The following is a 19,883-nucleotide window of genomic DNA, read 5'->3' as shown; positions in this document are numbered from 1 at the left end:
CTCTTTTCAGCAATCACTTTGCGGTGGCTGCATCATAGATTGATTGTGCGGGGAGGCCTTCTGCTTCTTTGGATTTGATCCAATCGTCAATGACAGGCTGGAGCGCTTTTTCGAATTTATCCTGTTCTTCAGAGGAGAGTTCGATCACGCTGATGCCGACTTCATCGGCTTTGTCTAGCCCGTCCTGTCCGCCTTGGTCAAGAGCGGCACCGGCCTGCTGGGAAAGAGTTTCGGAAAGGGCGTCAAACTTTTCTTTCTCCGATTCCGGAAGCTGATCATAACGATCCTTGTTCATCGTGATGAACATTGAAGAAGCGGAAAGGTTGGCGATGGTGACATGGTCCACGACTTCATGAAGGTTCAGGTCATTGACTGTGGAAACCCCGGCGAGAGCCGCATCAATTACGCCTTTGTTCAGGGACTCGTAAATGTCATTGACCGGCATGGAAACCGGTACGGCACCCACTGCCTCCAGAATTTCATTTCCAAGTGTGGAAGGGGAACGGACTTTAAGGCCGCGGAGATCCTCCAAACGCTCAATCGGTTTATCCTTGCTCAGGATCTGATTCGGTTCACCGGTGAAGAGGGCGAGAGGATGGGTGTCTCCATGCTCTTCCTGAAGTTCAGGGAACTCCTTGTACAATTCCCAAAGCTTTTTTGACCCCTCTTCGGAGCTTGTCACAACAAATGGGAGATCCATGACTTCGACCAGCGGGAATTTGCCCGATGTGTACCCGTGAACACTCAGGGAAATGTCGGAAGTGCCGGTTGTTGCGAGGTCATACTGTTCGGGAGGTGTCCCGAGAGAACCGCCCGGATAAAGTTCCAGTGTGACGGCACCGTTTGTCTCGGATTCCAGATCACTTCCGAACTTCTCCAACACTTGAGTATGGACGATATGGTGGCTTGGCCAAAAGTGAGAAAGCTTCAGTGATGTGGTCTCTTCGGTAGAAGCAGAGCCGCAGGCCCCCATGAGCACGGACGCCCCGAGAAAAGCTGCTGCAAGAACCCCTTTTTTCTTCGTAAGCATAATAATCCCCCTTTAATTGGTTTTTCCGGTGATCAGACAGACTGGGCAGCCGTTTTGGCTTGCTGTTTCTGTTTGGCTTCTGCAGCAATCGGATTGCGGAGCACGCCGACTTTCTCGATTTCAATCTCTACTACATCGCCCTCTTGCATGAATATAGGCGGATTACGTTTGGCTCCGACTCCTCCAGGTGTACCGGACACGATGACGTCACCCGTCTGCAGAGTCGTATAAGAGGAAACATATTCGATCAGCTCAGGGATAGAGAAGATCATCAGATCCGTTGTTGTGTCCTGCATGACCTCGCCATTCAAGCGGGTTTGCAGCCGAAGCGACTCGCCGTCTCCGATTTCATCCCGCGTGACAAGATCAGGTCCAAAGCCACCGGTTGCATCAAAGTTTTTACCCGGTCCCCATTGGTGGGTATGATGCTGCCAGTCGCGAATACTCCCGTCGTTGTAGCACGCGTAGCCGGCGATATGCTCATAGGCATCTTCTTTACTGATTCTTCTGCCCGGCTTTCCAATGACCACTGCCAGTTCGCCTTCGAAGTCGAGCCGATCAGATTCTTCCGGCAAGAGGATCGGTTCATTATGGCCGACTTGAGATTCTGCGAATCTGTGGAAGACGACAGGGTAACCGGCCTTCTCCCGATTGGTTTCAATGCGGTGTGTTTCATAATTGATGCCGATACAGAAGATTTTGTCCGGATTCGTGATGACAGGGAGGAACTGGACTTCCTCTTCAGAATAGGTAACGCTTTCATTTTCATGCTGATTGCCTTCGGAAAATTCCTTTGAAGAAAGGAAATCTTTCAATGTTGGATACGTTTCTCCGTATTTTGATTTTAGATCTGCAATCCCTTTGCCTACCCGGACTCCATAACTCTCTTCACCGTTCACTTGATAGCTGACATATTTCAACTTAAAGACCCCCTTGTGTTTAGTGGATTGAAGTCATTGTATTCTAAAATCTTTAAATTATCAATAGATGATTATTGATTTCTTCGAAAATTCATTTATCATGTTAATTACGTCATTATTATCATAATGTGAAAGAAGGGGTGTAATTTGAAGGTTGTATTGATTTCTGCAACGGCAAATTCATTGGCACCGATTGAAGAAGCCTTCAGGAGGTACGCTCCTGACGTTGAATATGTGCATCTGTTGGATTCAGATCTTCTGTTTCACCTGGAGCGTGCGGGTGAAATAACTGCCTCAATCAGAAGTCGGTTTGTGGACCTGGTCCGGCTTGCCGAACAGTCCGGTGCCGATCTGATTCAACTGACCTGTTCAGCCTTTAATGGTATGGTGCCTTATCTTCAGCAGCTCACAGAGGTCCGGATTTTCCGTTCTGACCAGGCTGTCTTGGACCGTGCACTGGAGTATGGAAGGATTGGCCTTGTTTCGACTGTATCGGCAACACCGGTTGCCCTCAGCGGTTATTTAAAAGAAAAAAGGCCAGATGTCCAGGTGATCAGCGAAGTCGAGGACGGTGCCATTCATCTGCTGTCGGAAGGACGAAAACAGGAGCACGACGAAAAGGTGATCCGTCTGATCCGAAAAATTGAAAGCCGTGTCGACGTAATCGTGCTTTCTCAATACAGTATCGAGCATGTCCGGCAGCTGGTTCAGTCTGAGGTGCCAATATTGGGGGCGGCATCTGCGACGGCACAGCATGTGCGGGAGTGTTTGGAAGAGACAGAGCGGCAGCGCTTGACCAGAACGTAATCGGAAATAAGAGGGAGGGGATTGGAATGTACGATGTCATCATAGCAGGAGCGGGACCATCCGGACTCATCGCTGCGAACTTGTGTGGCCTGTACGGAATGAAAACATTATTGATTGAACGCAATGCCGGGATAAGCGAAATTCCCAAGGCCATCCTGGTCGACGATGAAACGCTCCGTGTGATTGATCGGATTGGCTTGTATCCGGAAGTGAGGCGGGTAATTACACCGGGAGGGGGAGCCGATTACTTTTCGAATAAAATGAAACCGTTTGCAAGCGTGCGGCCAACTGAAATGTCATTTGGCTATCCAAAGCGCAACAAGATTGTACAGCCGATTTTTGAAAAAGTGCTTCTAGAAGGCGTCCAACGCTTTTCGAATGTTGAAATCCGTTATAACAGCGAACTGATCAGCTTTGACCAGAACGATGATTACGTGAAGGTGAAGCTGCGGGATGACGACGGGGAAAAGACATTGGAATCCCTGTATCTGTTGGGGTGTGACGGTGGAAGAAGCACGGTGCGCAAGCAGCTCGGAATCAAACTGGAAGAGGTGGGAAGCAAGAAAAACGGTTCCAGCTTTGAGGAGCCGTGGGTCATTGTCGATCTGAAAAACGATGATGTAAATACGCGGCACACATCATTTTTCTGCGATCCGCCGCGACCTGCCATGCATGCCTATACCGCGTTCGGGCAGAGACGATATGAATTCATGTTGCTGGATGGAGAAGATCCGGAGGAAATGTTAAGCGATGAAAAACTCGCTGAACTGATCGCACCTTATACGGAATACAAACCGGAAAATCTGGTGAAGAAGGCAGTCGTCGTCTTTAATGCACTTGTAGCCGAGAATTTTGGAGAGGGGCGTGTTGTCCTTGTCGGGGATTCCGCACATTTAACGCCTCCATTCGCAGGCCAAGGGCTTAATTCAGGGGTACGGGATGCATTCAACATTGTCTGGAAGATTAAATTGGCGGCCGAAGGAAAAGCCGCACCTTCAATAGTTGAGAGCTACGAAAAGGAACGCAAGGAACATGTGGAAGCGATGATCCGTCTTTCCGTCAGGATGGGCAACTTCATTCTGACGACCAGCAAAAAGAGAAAGCTGGTCCGTGACGCGGCATTTGGGGCGATGAAGATCGTACCTCCACTAAAGCGCTACGTCACCGAAATGCGCTTTAAACCGAAACCCATCTGCTCAAAAGGACTCTTTATCGATATCGAAAAGCCGCTGGTCGGTGAGATGTTCAGACAATCTACTTATATGGACTGTGATTCCGAGATGGTGCCCATTGATCGGTATATGAAAAGTGGCTTCAACTTACTGAAAATAGGAGCGCCGGATGAGATTGCATTTCCCGCTATGGACAGCCCTGTATGGAAAGCAATCAATCCAAACAAAATCTCGATTTATCCGGAGCATTTTGTAACGAGGGAAATGGAAGAAAGCATCCCGCTGACAGACGTCCATAATGACCTGAATCCGTACTTAAATAAATTTGTTTTAATACGACCGGACTTTTACGTGATGGGTGTGTTTAGTGCAGAAGAATTTGAGTCGTTTACAGATCAGCTGGAGGATGTTCTGGAACCGAAAATACAATTGGAAGAGAGCTATCGTGTTGCATTATAAATTCAAGACATAAAAAACAGCCTAGCAGCCTGCGCGGCTGCTTTTTTTGTGTTGGGAGGGGCTGAATCCCCAGCTGGGGGTGTTCGGGTTACTACCTATGCGAACTGTGTTTTTACCTCTCATATTTAAATCCATACGAAGGACTTCTGAGTGTTTACCTTTCTGGGATGAGTGATTACGCCCATCTGAGGATCCTATTAGTGATTTAGTAAACTAAGGGTTGCGGCTCTGGAAAAGTCTATGGCTTAAACAGAAGAAATAAAGATAAAAGACTTAATGTAAGTATAAAACAGAATCAATATTTTAAAATAATTTAGAAATTTCATTGAAAGCTAAGTTTGGATATGGTAAGTTTCTTTTAACAAACGGAATGCCATTCCGTATATTGGAATGAAGAGGGGGATATTAGTGGCTTACTGGAGAAATGTTTCTGAAGTAGAAGCGTACACGCCACCTGCACATGAAGGTACATTCAACCGCCGATTGGCGGGTATGGCAGACGGCATGGAAGACATGGAAGTAATCATTGGGGAAATGGAGCCGGGGGGCAGTGCAGATCCGCATGATCACGAAGATATGGAGCAATCCATGTACATCCTACAAGGAAAAATGCATGTGATAATCGGGGGAGAAGAAGCGGAGTTAGGAGAAGGAGATATCGTTTGGATTCCTAAGAAGACGATGCATGAGGTGAAAAACATAGGGGAAGGCAATTTGAAGTTTGTCTTAATGTACTCGCCGCCAAAGCAAAGAATCTAACAGCAAAATTGAAAGCGTTCACATAAAAGGAGGAGAATCATGTTCAAGCTTAAAAAGGGCGTATTACTCGCGGCTACCGCTGCTGCTGTACTGATGTTAGGAGCCTGCGGAGATAGTAGTGCTGAATCCGAAGGTTCGGGTGGAGACGAACAAGAAACAATAAAACTTAAGGTTGCAGATTCATTCCCGACAAGTAACTATCTTTCTTCAGAAGGAATTGTTTACTACATGGACCGAGTTGAGGAACTGACAGACGGCCAAGTGGAGTTCGAATACTATCCTGCTGAACAAATTGGGAAAGCGAACAGCTACTTGGATTTAACGCTTTCTCGGACCGTGGATATCGGCTATACATCTTATGCTACAGATAAACTGCCTCTATCAGAAATCGCAACACTACCTGGAGCTTATTCAACAGCTGAGGAAGGATCAAAGATCATCTGGCAGCTGATGAAAGATTATCTCATTGAAGAGGAATATTTGCCGAATGATGTACGACCAATTTACGCAGTTGCAATTCCGCAGTATCAGTTGGTCACGACGAAGAAGCCGGTAACAAGTCTTGAAGACTTTAAGGGTTTGAAAACACGAGTAACCGGAACGATGGAGTATGCGCTGGATGAACTCGGTGGCTCTCCGGTATTTATGCCTGCAACTGAAGCTTACACGGCGATGGAAAGAGGGACAGTCGACGGAGTGACATTCCCGTTCACAAGTTTTGAGCCTTACCAAATAGAATCGATTGCAAAGCATTCTACGAAAGGGGCAAATTTGGGGAGCTTCACCGTTATCTATTCAATTAATGAAAAGCTCTATCAAACGCTTCCGGAAAACGTGAAAGAAGCGATGGCTCAAGCGGGCGATGAAACTGTAGAGTATCTGTCCAAGTTCCTTGACGAAAAGGACAATGAACTTGCAGAGAAGTTCAGTGACAAAGTAGAAATCTATGAACTGAGCGAAGAAGAGTCTGCCGAATGGGATACGGCACTTGAACCAGTCTGGGATCGCTGGGCCGAGTCACTTGAAAAGAGGGGCATTAACGCAAATGAGGCGATCGAGAAGTACCGATCTATTCAAGAAGAACTTAACTAATGCATAAAAGGTTTTGGCCAGGCTGCGTGTCTTATCGGCTTGGCCTTTTTCTTTAGAAAGGAAGGTGTAAACAATGGAGAAGTTAGAAAAAGGTTTTTCGATATTGGAATTTGTCTGCTTAAGAATATCCCAAGTCGCTTTGCTTGGAATGATGTTGCTAACAAGTCTTGATGCATTCAGCAGATACATATTTAACCAATCGATTACAGGAGCTTATGAAATAACGGAAATGTATCTGATGGTAATTACCGTATTCCTCAGTATGAGCTACGTTTTAAAGGAAGATGGACATATCCGTTTGGATATCTTGTTTGATAGGTTTTCCTCTAAAGTGCAAGGCATGCTGAATATTATTTTCTATATTCTTGGTGCTGCATTAATGATTGTTATTGGTTATCTGGGATTGCAAAGCACAATGGAAGCATTGGATAAAAACCTAGTGGCATCTGGATTGATTGATTTCCCCCTGTGGCTGTCTTACATCTGGGTACCGGTCGGAGCATTCTTGATCGCCATTCGCTTTTTGATTCTCTGCGTGTTCATTCTAACCGGAAGACCACACGGTAAACCGGCAGATGAGGAGGTGGATATCGTATGACAGTAGCAATTCCATTATTATTGCTTGTCCTATTCCTGGCTTTTGGAATGCCGATTGCATTTGCGTTGGGGGTTTCAGGGGCAATTGGCCTTCTTATGTTCAGCGGGATTGATTCGTTCTTAGGTATTTTACAAACCACTCCATATGATAGTGTGAAAAGCTTTCTTATGAGCGCCATTCCGATGTTTATTTTGATGGCCGCCTTTATGACAGTAAGCGGCATCATGAAGGATCTTTTCAATGCGGCCTATAAATGGCTCGGGAGGTTGCCGGGTGGTCTCGGAATTGCCACTGTATTTGCCGGAGCTATGATGGGTGCGGTATCCGGCTCGAGCCAGGCTTCAGCAGCTGCTATGGCAAAAGCTGCTGCCCCGGAGATGAGAAAGTATAATTACAGCACAGCGTTTACTATGGGTGTCATCAGCATGTCGGGAACCCTTGCTGTAATGATCCCTCCAAGTATCATTCTTATCTTATATGGAATTCTGACAGAGACAGGAGTGGGCTCCCTGCTGATCGCGGGTATAGTTCCTGGGATTTTAACGGCGCTCGGTTATATCATAGTTATCTTTGTTTGGGTGTCTATGAAACCGGAAATTGCTCCGAAAATTGAAGTCGTCCCGACGCTGCGCGAGAAGTTTGCCTCTCTGAAGAACATCTGGCCGATGCTTCTGATTATCATCGCTGTTATCGGAGGAATCTACAGTGGTTTTGTAACTGCCACCGAAGCAGGCGCTTTAGGTGCATTTATTACGTTCCTAGTCGTTCTTCTGATGGGGAGACTCAGTATGAAGAAAATGGGCGTCGCGCTGAACGATACAATCAAGTCCACCACCATGATTATGACGATTATCATTGGTGCGCATATTTTCAGCTACTTCCTCACAATCACTCAAGTCACACAGAAATTGGTAGTGTTTGTTGAAGGGTTAGATGTATCGAGATATTGGATTTTAGCGTTCATCATTATCCTTTATTTGATATTAGGATTCTTTATGGACCAGATTGCAATATTGATCCTCACGTTGCCTCTGACGTTCCCGATTATCGTTTCGTTAGGATTCGATCCGATCTGGTTTGGAATCATTGTAACTAAAACGGTAGAAATCGGGCTTGTAACACCACCGGTTGGAATGAATGTCTTTGTTGCTACTGGAGCTGCCGGTGTTAAGACTGCAGAAGGTTTTAAAGGGGTTACTTGGTTTGTCCTAACGGATTTGCTTATTCTCTTGGTGCTTATCCTGATGCCATTCCTTACTCTATGGCTACCAGAAATGATGATGGACTAATAAAAAGTTGGTGATTGTACTTGAAGAACCCAAACGTGATTTCAAAGACCTTTTCAATATTAAGAGCATTCACTGACGTGAAAAGTGAATGGGGAGTTAATGAGCTAGCTAGACATTTGAAAATGCCACCCAGTTCGCTGCACCGAATGCTGACCTCATTAAAAGAGGAGAACATTGTGGAGCTTGTGGAGTCCTCACAAAAATACAGGATTGGTATGGATCTGATCCGAATGTCATCACTAATTTCTACACATGTAGATGTAAAGAGTATTGCAAGGCCATTTTTGGAAGGTTTAAAGGCGAAATTGAAGCATCCTGTCTACTTTTCACTGTATTATCCGCAGCACAGAAAATTAGCTTTTATAGATAGCATAAAAAGTTCCTTCGCACTTCAATATGTCCTGGATATCGGGGTGTTGCAGCCGATCCATGTAGCCTCAAGCGGGAAGTCTATATTGGCTTTTCTAACTCAACAGGAGATTGATGCCGTGTTAGATCAAGAGGGAGTTCCGGTTTCCGAGCGATTGAAGGTTATAAAGGAACTGGAGTACATCAAAAACGATGGGTATGCCATTACGTCGAATGAGCGGAAAGAGGGGGCCCTAAGTGTTGGTGCGCCAATATTTAAAGCGAACAACGTAATAATCGGAAGCATTATTTGCGTCATGCCGATCAATGAATTTAAAGAAGAAGAAAAAGAATTCTTCATTAGAAGTGTGAAAGAGACTGCAGAAAGCATTTCCTATGTTTTAGGGTCATCGAAAGCCAGTAAAGAGGAAGAGGAGTTGATGATATGAACTTAACCCGTTCGCTATTATTTGTTCCGGGAATTAAAGCAGCATGGATTGAAAAAGTAAGAAACTATGATGCCGATGGGTATATTTTGGATCTCGAGGATAGTGTCCCATCTCATTTAAAGGAACAGGCAAGAGAAAATGTGGCATCCGCTCTTCCTTCTCTTTTCAAACAGAATAAGAGAATATTCGTCAGGATTAACAAGGATGAAGATGGTTTTAATCGAGCGGATGTAGAGGCCATTGTAATGGAAGGGCTGGAAGGCGTTGTTCTTCCTAAACCAGAAGAACCTGAAGAATTGGAGAGGTTATCGGAAAGAATCAGCGAACTGGAGACGGAACGGGGGATACAGCTGGGCAGCATCAAGCTTCTGCCGGTTCTTGAAACGGCAAAGTCTATGCATTTTGCATATGAAATTGGAAGTGTATCGCGCGTTTTTGCAATTGCCGGATTAACAGCTAAAGATGGAGATGTTGCGCGTGCTCTAGGATACAAGTGGTCAGCAGAAGGCCTAGAGACGCTGTATATGCGTTCCAAAATTGTCATGGCGGCACGTGCTGCAGGCGTACTTCCACTAGGCGGACTTTGGCAGGATGTTCACGATCTTGAAGGACTTGAGAAGGCAGCAGAATTCAATCGACAGCTTGGATTCGATGGAGAGCTGATTCTCCATCCCTCCAATGCAGCAATTGTGAATCGTACGTATTCACCTTCTGAAGATGAAGCAGCTTATTACCAGGGAATGATCGATGCATTCCGGGAAGCAGAGGCAAAAGGTATATCTGCAATCATGTATGAAGGGGTACACATTGACTACGCGCATGTGAAAACTGCTGAACAGGTATTGGAAGCTTATCATGAGAGCCTAGGGGAGAAGGTTTAAACACAATGGGGAAATACTTTGAGGAATTGAAAGTGGGCAGTGTGTTTCACCACCGCCCACACCGGACCGTGACGGAAACAGACAACCTGCTGTTCACGACTCTAACCCACAACACACAATCCCTTCATCTGGACGAAGAATTTGCAAAGCAGACCATTCACGGCACTAGGATTGTGAACAGTTTGTTTACCCTTTCTTACGTGGTTGGAGTTAGTGTGGGGGAGCTGACAGAAGGCACGACATTAGGCAACTTAGGGTTTGATGAAACTGTATTTCCAGCTCCGGTTAGGATTGGAGATACTATTAGAGCAGAAACCGAAGTAGTAGAGAAGCGTGAGTCAAAATCGAAGGGTGACCGTGGAATCGTTTGGTTTGAGCACCGTGGATACAATCAGAGGGATGAACTAGTAGTTAAATCAAAGCGAGCAGGAATGATGCTTAGGAAAACAACGGTTACTAAATAGATAACAAGGGGGAGAAGCAGATGGAAGGGCCATTAAAGGGAATCAGAGTATTGGACTTGACCTCCGTCGTGATGGGTCCCTATTGTACGCTCATGTTAGGAGACATGGGGGCGGATGTGATCAAGATCGAACCGCCCACCGGTGACACGACCCGATACTTGGGGCCTTCAAATAGCGGTGAACTAGGAAGTCTATTTCTACATTTAAACCGCAGCAAGAGAAGCGTGGTACTCGATCTAAAGTCGGAAGAAGGCCGGAATGCCATCTTAAAGCTGGCTGAACAGGCGGATATTATTGTCCATACGATGAGGCCGGCTTCCATGAAGCGACTCAAATTGGCCTACGCAGACTTTAAGGCGGTGAATGAACGAATCATTTACTGTGGCATGTATGGTTTCTCGGAGGATGGTCCATATGCTGGTCGTCCAGCATATGACGACATCATCCAAGCTGCATCCGGGATGGCCTCAGCCCAAGGGAAGATTAACGGCCAGCCCCAGTATCTTGCAACTGTTCTCGCAGATAAGACGACTGGCCTAATCGGGTTGAGCTCGGTCTTAGCAGCGCTTTACCAAAGGGAAGTCAGTGGCATTGGTCAGGAAATTGAAGTACCCATGTTCGAATCTATGGTTGGCTACACGATGACAGAGCATCTATATGGAAAAACTTATAACCCACCATTAGGCGATAGCTACTATTCCCGTGTGGTATCCCCGTATCGTAAGCCATACCAGACGACTGACGGATATATCGGGGTAATGATTTATAATGACAAGCATTGGAAGAACTTTATTGAAGTATCCGGCAGAGAAGATTTGGTGGGGGATGAGCGGTTCGTGGATATCAATGCACGAACCGCAAACATTGACTTCGTTTATCAGACGGTAGAAGACATCATTAGAACCAAATCAACTGATGAATGGTTATCGATATTAAAATCTGCGGATATCCCATGCACAAATATAAATACGCCAGAAGATTTGCGGCAAGACCCGCATCTAAACGCTGTAAACTTCTTTAATGAAAAAGAACATCCTGCTGAGGGAACAGTTGTGGATATGAAGTTCCCCGTTAAATTCAGTCTTACTCCTACCGCATCTGAAAGGCTGGCGCCTGGGTTGGGAGAGCATACGGATGAGGTATTGAATGGGATTAGGGAAGGGATTAAGCGAGATTAGAAAAGGTGTATTAGAATGAATCTAGAATAGCAGCCCATGCGGCTGCTATTTCGTAGTTTTTAGGGCTATCACTCCCCAATCACTACCAATGGGTACCTGAATCCCTACCTATCCCACCCCCAGTTCCCACCTCACCCCACATGAGTTCCTACCATTGGGGCGTGAGTGATTACCTTGGTGGTCTGAGTGATTACCTTGTAACTGAATACATGACTCATAGAACGGGTAATCTATCTCTATAACATAAATGAGGTGATTCGATGAAACAAGAAGAAATGGAAACGCTGAGAGACCTGATCAAAGGCGTCGATACGGCGATGCTGACGACTGTATCCGACGAAGGGCTCGTCTCCCGCCCGATGAAAACACAGGAAGTCGAATTCGACGGCGACCTCTGGTTCTTCACTAAGAAAGAAACCGACAAATACAAAGAAATCCTCCACAACAAAGACGTCAACGTCGCCTACGCCGGCAAATCCTACGTCTCCGTCCGCGGCCGGGCTGAAATCGTCGAAGACATGGCCAAGAAAGAAGAACTCTGGAGCAAAGCCTACGAGAAAATCATGCAAACCACCTACGACGACCCAGACGTCATCCTGATCAAGGTGAAAGCTGAAGCTGCGGAATACTGGGAGAGCGGTAGCCTAGTCAAGAACATCGCGTTTATGTACAAGCGGATGACTGGGCAGGATCCGGAGTCGGCGGAGATTAATGAAACGTTGGAATTGGATAAGTAAATTTTAATAAAGATGAGAAGCAGCCTATGTGGCTGCTTTCATTTCATTATGAGCAAGATACAGACTAGCTGTAACTGTGCTTAACTCCAGCTAGCCAGATGATGTAGCACACCAGCAAGCGGTAGTATTCCCTCCAAATATCTGTCTTATCGATGGAGGCGAACGATGCAGGGAAGCTGAGGCCACAGAATCCGTAGATTATTTTGACTTTGATGGGTGGGCCAGGTTTTTTGTGTGCGAGGCATTTCGACTGCTCCAACAAATCACATCTACATCTTATTCGAATCCCTACATAAGCTACGGGGGTTACAACCACATAGGGATAAGTTATAACAAAAATTTGTAGCAAATAAAGAAAGAGGGGTAATCTTATCAAAAACTACTATTCAGGATACCGAGTCGGCTGGGATCATTGAAACGCTGAACTTGGAAGAGTAAAAATCAACTGTAGAAATGGAATTCAAAGTAGCAGGAAAGGCCACTTTTTAGTAGCTGATGAAGGAAGGTTCATGCCGAATCTACCTTACACTTATGATAAAGCGCTAAAGGTAGGAATGATATTCGTGTCCCTAAAGTAATAGTAATTCAAAGCAATCTTGCAAAGTACTATTGTATTGACTGAATCAAGACTCATGTTTAGCAATGTGGCTATTAGTTTAAGGCGATATCTGACAGTGTTTTTATGGATGAATAACTGCTGCGCCGTACGTTCAACATTCATGTTACTTTCTAGGTAGCAACAAAGGGTCTCGAATAGAGCAGAAGAATGATTAATGTCATGTTCTCTAATTTTATGCAAAGTTTCTTTGTAGACTTGGTTCATCTCTTTTAATATATTCTCGGAGAATAAAACTCGTTCCAAGTCCAAATCTTCAAAACGGGTTAGTTGAAGTAGGTCTTTTTTAATTTTATTCTCTTTCGAGATAGTCAGCGAAATTGTTGCTTCTCGATAGGCGTGTGCCAATTGGTCAATTGAATATGGGCGACTCAATCCGCTCATAATTTTAATGCTTGGATAATTAGTTCTCATATATCTGAGAATTAATGAAAAGGCTGCTTCTGACTGTTCATCCGGCAAAATAATAATTAAATTATTGTAACGATCTTGACCAACAAGAGTCTGCTCTATGTTCAATTTGGAAATCGATTGTATACGGCTTAAATAATTGTACTCCGAGGAAAAGTTTCCTTGTTCAGTGTTAATCATCAGCACTCGATAGAAATCGGCGATATCAAGGTCCAAGTCACACATCTTGTCTTTGATAAATTCAAGATTCTCAGAAGTTCCCTTCAACAGTTCCAGAATAAATTCATTCAAATGCCGTTGTTCGATAGACTTAATATTGTTCTGATGCTCCACCTCTAGATTAGCAATCATGGCAGCCTGCTCGATTGCAATCTTTTGTTTTGGAGTCAGTTCACTGGTATCTGACCAAATAAAAATACCGCCCTCGAGTGTGCTTTTTTCATTAATCCATTTAATCTTAAATACTGTCTCACCGTATTTTACTGACTGAATGTCATTACTGATACTGTTGAAAACAGTTGTCACGAGATAATTTAAATTAATGTCACGGGAGGGACTAGAAGGATAATCGACTCTAATATCCGTTTTTTTTAGGTAAATAGTTAATGGCTGCTCAATGATGCTATACAGCACTCTAGCCAAGTCAGTAATACTTCCTTTGGCTTTCATATGTTCATGAAATTTTTCGTATACCGTATTCATTTGTCGGAGTTCGTCGTCCTTGGCTTCCGATAGGGCATGGGTAATCTCCCAAAGGAAATCTGACCAGGAAGGTTCGTTGTTTAGCTTAATGATGGGGAAATTCCGTTCATTTGCATGGCGTCTTACTGATTCAGGAAGATAAGGAATATGCCTTCCGATCTTAACACCAAGGGCTGCTCCTCTCTTTTGTATTAATCCATCAATGAAGTTATGAAACCGTTCCTCCCAGTCTTCGGAGCCTGAAGCAAAGTAGCCTGTAGTTAAGACAAAGTCACCTTCCTTAATCCATCCGCTGCCATCGGGGGAATCAATGAAAGTGACATTTTTTATTTCGTCTGACAAAGGACAGACAGTCAACACATCAGATTTGTTAAATGACGGCAAGCCGATTAAGTCTTTAAGTAACAAGATATCCCCCCTCTATTTAGATAAAAATACAATAATTAGTTTCTTTATTTGTTACCAAGTCCAATTGTATCTGATGTAGAGTAAAATTTACAGACAAATAGACGGAAAAGTCAGCTTTGTCTGAAATGGGGGTGGGGAAAGTCTGTGAACAGACAAAGAATGGTGGAACTGCTTCAGGGGTTGGTACGGATTGATAGCGTCAATCCGCCCGGTAATGAGTTGGAAGTAGCGCAGTACATTTGTGAGTTCGCCTCAACACATGGTCTAGAGTGTGACATTCACACGTTGGATGAAAAACGCGCGAATGTCACTGTCAAACTCAGGGGTAGGGATTCCACATTAAGTAAGGTGTATTTCAACGGGCATCTAGATACAGTACCGGTCGGCGAAGTAGCTTGGACTACTGAACCGTTCGGAGCTGAGATCGAGAATGGCAGGATATATGGAAGAGGTACAACTGACATGAAAGGTGGCATAGCCGCACTTCTTGAGTCAATGGTGGCAATCAAGGAAAGCGGATATGAACTCAATCAGGATCTTATTTTTCTAGGAACGGTTGGGGAGGAAGTCGATTGTGCAGGAGCTGTGGCTGCTGTGGAAAGTGGTCTGCTCGAAAACCCGGGAACGATGATCATAGCAGAACCAAGCGCGCTAAATGTATACGTCGCGCATAAAGGTGCATTATGGGTCGAAATTAGTACCTATGGGAAAACTGCTCACGGCTCAATGCCTTATGAAGGGATCAACGCAGTTGATTCTATGGTCTATCTTATCAACCGGCTTAAACAACTGAATAAAGAGGAAGAACATCCGGTCTTAGGAAAAATGAGCTATAGTCTCAATACAGTCAGTGGTGGAGTGGCGACAAATGTTGTACCTGATCTTTGTAAAACCCAATTAGACTTCAGAACGATTACCGCCTCTCAGAATAAGTCAATTTGCACTGAAATCGGGTTAATTCTCAAAGAATTGACCAACACGATTCCCAATTTTAAGGCCGAGTATTCTATCATCCATAATCTCGAGCCCCTCTCTAATGAAAATGACAGCGATTTCATTAGAAGGTTACATCTATTGAATGGAGTACAGACCGAAGAGGGGCGTTATTTGGGAGCTAACTACTATACCGACGGCTCAGTGTTTAGGAAGCATATGAATGTCCCAATTATCTTATATGGCCCCGGTGATCCTGAGCTGGCTCACCAACCAGATGAATCAATATCCATTGCCAACATGGAAAAGTCAGTAGCTTTTTACATGGAGGCCATACGTGTTTACCAAGAAAGTGCACGAACTGCCGCAATATAGGATGGTGTGATAATCTTCCATCTTTAATTTACTGTCTTGAGATGACAAAGGAGGAAAGACGATGATTGGTTGGATCATTGCAAGTATTGTATTGTTTATCATTACTTTAGTCTCTGCATTTGGAACATATTTCGGACTCTATAAAGAAGAAGTAGAGCCAAAAGGAGTTGAGCCTGAAAATGAGCTCTCTTTGGATTAATGTACTAATCATCCTTGCATTAGGTGCGGTATTTATCATTAGTAGTTGGTATATCTCCCGAAAGGTTTCTTCAATCGATGAATATGTAGGGGGGAGAGGAAAACTAGGTGTAGCATTCGGGACTACCTCCCTTTTAGCATTTTGGATTACCGGCAACACAGTAATGGCAGGTCCTGAGGCTGCTTATAATGACGGAATCCTAGGCGCGTTAGGGTACGCTGCGCTAGGAGGAGTTGCAGTCATTGCTTTTGCACCATTAGCTAAACGAATTCATGAAGTGGTTCCCAACGGCCGAACAGTAGGAGACTTTTTTAGACACAGATTCGATACTAAAAATTATAACTTATTTATAGTGCTGTCATTAGTATGGGTATTCGGCTTTTTAATGACTCAAGGCATAGGGGGAGGACTTCTCCTTGAGCAGGTATTTGACATTCCCTACGAATTGGCAGTAATATTGACCTTTTTTATTGTAATTGTCTATTCGACGATGGGCGGTTTTTCTTCGGTTACTGGGTTGGCATTTTTCCAAGTTATGCTAATACTAGTAGTAATTGTTGTGGTTCCGCCTCTGGTTTATCTAACCGTAGGAGTAAGCCCTGTCTATGAAGGAATGCAAGCATTCGATCTTGGATCACTGGATCTACTAGCTCCTGCAGGCCTTCTTCTCTTATTTGCAGGTCCTATTCTGGGAATAGGAGAAGTGTTTATGGATAATACATTTTGGCAGCGAGCATATGCAATTCGAAAAGATAAGGTAACTCAGATTTTTTCTCTATCAGGGATTGGATGGTTTTTTGTCCCTATCGCCGTTGCCACATTGGCATTTGTAGCAATTGGTACACAACAAGCACCGAAAGAAGTAAACCAGGTTGCTCCGTTTATTGCTGAAATCTACGGTGGGGAATTCGCCTCATGGGCATTCTTAATTGGGGTTTGGGCAGCGCTTGCTTCATCGATAGCAGCATTGCTAAATTCCATTACATCACTAATTCTGAATGATATTTATTTGAAATTTAAACCGAAAGCAACCAATGATCAGCAGTTATCATTTGCAAAGAAATTAACAATTGCTATTGGTGTGTTGGGGTTGCTGGTGAGTTTACCGAAAATCACCTCAATGTTGCAAATGTTATTTTTCTTGGGTGTAGTTAACGCTGCATTGATTTTCCCTATTATGTACGGTCTCTTCTGGAAGAAGTTAAATCCAAATATGTCATTCGTCGCAGCTATTTCGGCAATTATTACCGGGTACATCGTTTATTACAGTGTTGGGTCGCTTCAAGGAGTTGTAGTAAGCGGTTATGTCTCGTTCCTTGTATGTTGGGTCGGTAGTATGCTGAAGCCTGATAATTTTGATTGGAAAAGGCTTGAACTAGCTGGTGTGGGACAGGAGGAAAACAAATGATAGTTTCATTATTGTTTTTCAAAATAATGGTATGGGGAAGTATAATTATTTCAGCTCTTCTTATGATTGCTGTATTTTTATACTTCCTGTATGAAATAAAGAAAAACGAGGTTTGGTAAGAAAAAAATTTATTTGAATTCCTAAAAAATAATGTAATGAGGGTGAGAAATATTATGACGACAAAGTCCCAAACAAAGGTCGCATGCTGTCAATTTGATCCTAAAGTCGGAAAAAAACAAGAGAATATCAATCGCTCTATTGAATTAATAAAAGAAGCATCCAAGAATGGGGCACAATTGGTTGTCCTACCTGAACTCTGCAATAGTGGATATGTATTTAATAGCAAGAAAGAAGCGTTTGATCTATCAGAACCTGTCGTAAGTGAAAAGGGAGAAACGATTAAAGCATGGGAAGCGTGCGCCAAAGAAAATGACGTATATATTGCGGCTGGTATAAACGAAAGGGACGGGGAGATTTTATATAATTCAGCAGTATTAATCGGACCAAATGGATTAATCGGTTCATATCGAAAAGTACACTTATGGGATGACGAGAAAAATTTCTTTGTTCCAGGGGAGTCAGGGGTACCTGTATTTGATACTCCGATAGGCAAGGTTGCCTTGCTGATTTGCTATGATGTTTGGTTCCCAGAGATTTTCAGAATGTGTTCTTTGAATGGCGCCGAAATAGTTGCAGTGTGTACAAACTGGGTCCCACTGCCAGACTACAGACAGGGAGATACACCGGTGGTAGTCCATATTTGCATGGCCAGCGCGCATACAAATGGTGTATTTATTGTTGCTGCAAATCGTGTAGGTGTGGAAAGAGAAAGACGATTTTTAGGGAACAGCCTGATTATTCGTCCTACCGGAGCAATTGAAAGCGGACCAGCCAGCTTCGATAAAGAGGAAATCATCACAGCGACTCTTAATCTTGAGGAGGTTGAGAGCGCACGCAAGTTAAGTAAGCAAAATCACATTTTAGGAGACCGACGTGAGGAAGTTTATAGTCTTGATGAATCCAAAATATTGAATTAAATAACAGAGGAAAATTCAGTAATCAAAGGAGAAATCCCGGATGACATTTTCTATAGCAGCAATCTGCAAGAAGACCAATCAGCTTGGGGTGGCAGTAACGACTAAGGTTCCGGCTGTTGGATCACTCTGCCCCTTTGTCAAAGCAGGCGTAGGAGCGATCGCAACACAGTCCTTTGTGAATCCCTATATAGGTATTAATGGTCTGAAATACCTTGAACAAGGAATGACTGCACAAGAGGTCAAAGAGCTTTTGATAAAGGAAGACCCAGAGCCTTCAATCAGACAGTTTACGGTAGTAGATAAGAATGGCAACACCGTAGCATTTACCGGAGAACAATGTGATGGGTGGTTCGGCGATGTAGTAGGCGATGGATTCGCTATAGCAGGTAACATGCTGGTAGGCGAAAAAACTATTCTGGAAACTCAGAGAGGATTCGAGGAAAATCAGACTCTCCCTCTAGCGGACCGATTAATAAAGGCGCTAGAGGAAGGTCAAGCCGCTGGAGGTGATAAGCGTGGCAGACAATCGGCTGCAGTACTCGTTTATTCTTCAGAAGACTATCCGTTAGTTGATTTAAGAGTCGATGAACATGAAGACCCTGTAAGTGAACTTCGGCGAATATATGAAGTGGCCAAAAGAGAATTATTCCCTTTCCACGGAACACTGCCGACTAAAGCAAACCCCAAAGGAAAGTTTGATAAAGAAACACAAAAGCAAATTGGTATCCTCATAGACCAATAAGTTTTTAAAGTTGTGGTAGCTGAGGAATATGAACTGGTTCAACCGGGAAAGGAAAGAGAAGATCCAGAACGGGATGATTGCAGGGGCGGACACGGCGTCTCTCGACTACCAACCGCTGCCGCAATCCTTCGAAAATCTGAGGAAACGGACTGAATTATGTAGGCCACGCATCGGATCTCGGTGAATCGCTCCGAACACCGAGCCGGCGAGCTTCATGAAACCGACGACGACCATCATCGGACCCGGCGAGACGCTCAACATTCCCCGCCAATCTGAACGGACGATTTCTGAAGCAGAGCTGGGAGTTATCATCGGTAAGGTATGCAAGGATGTGGAAGAAGCAGACGCGATGGATTATATCGCCAGCTATACAACAATCATCGATCAAGAAAGAAACCGACAAATACAAAGAAATCCTCCACAACAAAGACGTCAACGTCGCCTACGCCGGAAAATCCTACGTCTCCATCCGCGGCCGGGCTGAAATCGTTGAAGACATGGCCAAGAAAGAAGAACTTTGGAGCAAAGCCTACGAGAAAATCATGCAAACCACTTACGACGATCCCGACGTCATCCTAATAAAAGTTAAAGCCGAAGCTGCCGAGTACTGGGAGAGCGGCAGTCTCGTGAAGAACATCGCGTTTATGTATAAGCGGATGACTGGGAAAGATGCAGAGTCGGCGGAGATTAATGAGACGTTGGAATTGGATAAGTAATGAATGAAAGCAGCCCGCGCGGCTGCTTTTTATTTTGCACAAAATTTATAGAAGCTATTGTTAATAGAAAACACATTCTATTTATAAAAATCTAAAAACTTTATTGACATTCCTAATATGCATCGATTAAAGTTGTAACAACATTAAGGAAAT

General features: G+C 44.2%; 21 protein-coding genes. 18 read left to right on the top strand and 3 right to left on the bottom strand.

All coding sequences use genetic code 11. From position 1 onward, the window contains the following. Positions 1 to 13: 13 nt before the first annotated feature. Together BMX91_RS03795 and BMX91_RS03790 are read right to left on the bottom strand one after the other, a co-directional pair. Positions 14 to 1,030, bottom strand: a complete 1,017-nt coding sequence (locus tag BMX91_RS03795; RefSeq protein WP_092050087.1) for a TRAP transporter substrate-binding protein — start codon at positions 1,028 to 1,030, stop codon at positions 14 to 16. A 32-nt stretch (positions 1,031 to 1,062) separates the two neighbouring features. After that, a complete protein-coding gene (locus tag BMX91_RS03790; RefSeq protein WP_092050085.1) occupies positions 1,063 to 1,950 on the bottom strand; it encodes a fumarylacetoacetate hydrolase family protein in 888 nt (295 codons plus the stop codon). Between the two features lie 147 nt (positions 1,951 to 2,097). Between BMX91_RS03790 and BMX91_RS03785 the strand changes: the two genes are divergently transcribed. The 11 genes from BMX91_RS03785 to BMX91_RS03735 all read left to right on the top strand — a co-directional run bounded on the left by BMX91_RS03785 (position 2,098) and on the right by BMX91_RS03735 (position 12,183). Continuing rightward, the gene (locus BMX91_RS03785; RefSeq protein WP_092050083.1) at positions 2,098 to 2,757 is read left to right on the top strand and encodes an aspartate/glutamate racemase family protein; all 660 of its coding nucleotides are present in this window, start codon (positions 2,098 to 2,100) and stop codon (positions 2,755 to 2,757) included. Positions 2,758 to 2,783: 26 nt separating this feature from the next. Next, complete coding sequence (locus BMX91_RS03780; RefSeq protein ID WP_092050081.1) at positions 2,784 to 4,388, top strand: FAD-dependent monooxygenase; 1,605 nt, start codon at positions 2,784 to 2,786, stop codon at positions 4,386 to 4,388. Positions 4,389 to 4,796: 408 nt separating this feature from the next. Then, positions 4,797 to 5,147, top strand: coding sequence for a cupin domain-containing protein (locus BMX91_RS03775; RefSeq protein ID WP_177168256.1), 351 nt, complete (start codon positions 4,797 to 4,799; stop codon positions 5,145 to 5,147). Positions 5,148 to 5,186: 39 nt separating this feature from the next. Beyond that, positions 5,187 to 6,239 carry a TRAP transporter substrate-binding protein gene (locus BMX91_RS03770; protein WP_092050078.1) on the top strand — a complete coding sequence of 351 codons (1,053 nt, stop codon included), beginning with the start codon at positions 5,187 to 5,189 and terminating at the stop codon, positions 6,237 to 6,239. 73 nt (positions 6,240 to 6,312) lie between these two features. Continuing rightward, positions 6,313 to 6,837 (top strand): TRAP transporter small permease, encoded by a 525-nt coding sequence (locus BMX91_RS03765; RefSeq protein WP_092050076.1) that lies wholly within the window; start codon positions 6,313 to 6,315, stop codon positions 6,835 to 6,837. After that, a complete protein-coding gene (locus BMX91_RS03760; protein ID WP_092050075.1) occupies positions 6,834 to 8,126 on the top strand; it encodes a TRAP transporter large permease in 1,293 nt (430 codons plus the stop codon). Before BMX91_RS03765 ends, BMX91_RS03760 begins: the two co-directional genes overlap by 4 nt. 20 nt (positions 8,127 to 8,146) lie before the next feature. Beyond that, positions 8,147 to 8,923 (top strand): IclR family transcriptional regulator, encoded by a 777-nt coding sequence (locus tag BMX91_RS03755; RefSeq protein ID WP_177168255.1) that lies wholly within the window; start codon positions 8,147 to 8,149, stop codon positions 8,921 to 8,923. Beyond that, positions 8,920 to 9,804, top strand: coding sequence for an HpcH/HpaI aldolase/citrate lyase family protein (locus BMX91_RS03750; protein ID WP_092050071.1), 885 nt, complete (start codon positions 8,920 to 8,922; stop codon positions 9,802 to 9,804). The genes BMX91_RS03755 and BMX91_RS03750 overlap by 4 nt, the downstream gene beginning before the upstream one ends. 5 nt (positions 9,805 to 9,809) lie before the next feature. Then, entirely contained in the window at positions 9,810 to 10,268 is a 459-nt protein-coding gene (locus tag BMX91_RS03745; protein ID WP_092050070.1) for a MaoC family dehydratase, read from the top strand. A gap of 20 nt (positions 10,269 to 10,288) precedes the next feature. Further along, entirely contained in the window at positions 10,289 to 11,446 is a 1,158-nt protein-coding gene (locus tag BMX91_RS03740; RefSeq protein WP_092050068.1) for a CaiB/BaiF CoA transferase family protein, read from the top strand. Positions 11,447 to 11,706: 260 nt separating this feature from the next. After that, on the top strand, positions 11,707 to 12,183 hold the full coding sequence (locus tag BMX91_RS03735; protein WP_092050067.1) for a pyridoxamine 5'-phosphate oxidase family protein: 477 nt from the start codon (positions 11,707 to 11,709) through the stop codon (positions 12,181 to 12,183). A 529-nt stretch (positions 12,184 to 12,712) separates the two neighbouring features. Here BMX91_RS03735 and BMX91_RS03730 read toward each other — a convergent pair. Beyond that, on the bottom strand, positions 12,713 to 14,320 hold the full coding sequence (locus tag BMX91_RS03730) for a PucR family transcriptional regulator (RefSeq protein ID WP_092050065.1): 1,608 nt from the start codon (positions 14,318 to 14,320) through the stop codon (positions 12,713 to 12,715). Positions 14,321 to 14,464: 144 nt separating this feature from the next. Between BMX91_RS03730 and BMX91_RS03725 the strand changes: the two genes are divergently transcribed. From BMX91_RS03725 to BMX91_RS03700, 7 genes are all read left to right on the top strand, one after another. Then, entirely contained in the window at positions 14,465 to 15,628 is a 1,164-nt protein-coding gene (locus tag BMX91_RS03725) for a M20 family metallopeptidase (RefSeq protein ID WP_143059344.1), read from the top strand. 61 nt (positions 15,629 to 15,689) lie between these two features. After that, complete coding sequence (locus BMX91_RS15695) at positions 15,690 to 15,827, top strand: hypothetical protein (protein WP_177168254.1); 138 nt, start codon at positions 15,690 to 15,692, stop codon at positions 15,825 to 15,827. Next, the gene (locus tag BMX91_RS03720; protein ID WP_092050062.1) at positions 15,808 to 17,235 is read left to right on the top strand and encodes a sodium:solute symporter family transporter; all 1,428 of its coding nucleotides are present in this window, start codon (positions 15,808 to 15,810) and stop codon (positions 17,233 to 17,235) included. Before BMX91_RS15695 ends, BMX91_RS03720 begins: the two co-directional genes overlap by 20 nt. A 173-nt stretch (positions 17,236 to 17,408) precedes the next feature. Then, complete coding sequence (locus BMX91_RS03715; protein WP_218143872.1) at positions 17,409 to 18,272, top strand: nitrilase family protein; 864 nt, start codon at positions 17,409 to 17,411, stop codon at positions 18,270 to 18,272. Positions 18,273 to 18,312: 40 nt separating this feature from the next. Further along, complete coding sequence (locus BMX91_RS03710) at positions 18,313 to 19,014, top strand: DUF1028 domain-containing protein (RefSeq protein ID WP_092050058.1); 702 nt, start codon at positions 18,313 to 18,315, stop codon at positions 19,012 to 19,014. 214 nt (positions 19,015 to 19,228) lie between these two features. Beyond that, entirely contained in the window at positions 19,229 to 19,498 is a 270-nt protein-coding gene (locus BMX91_RS15875) for a fumarylacetoacetate hydrolase family protein (RefSeq protein WP_245744231.1), read from the top strand. Next, on the top strand, positions 19,383 to 19,730 hold the full coding sequence (locus BMX91_RS03700) for a pyridoxamine 5'-phosphate oxidase family protein (protein ID WP_245744277.1): 348 nt from the start codon (positions 19,383 to 19,385) through the stop codon (positions 19,728 to 19,730). The genes BMX91_RS15875 and BMX91_RS03700 overlap by 116 nt, the downstream gene beginning before the upstream one ends. Positions 19,731 to 19,883 lie beyond the last annotated feature (153 nt).

Origin of the sequence: Bhargavaea ginsengi (assembly GCF_900109165.1) — a bacterium.
In the GTDB taxonomy this organism is placed as follows: domain Bacteria; phylum Bacillota; class Bacilli; order Bacillales_A; family Planococcaceae; genus Bhargavaea; species Bhargavaea ginsengi.
This window is presented reverse-complemented; position numbering and strand designations above follow the sequence as displayed.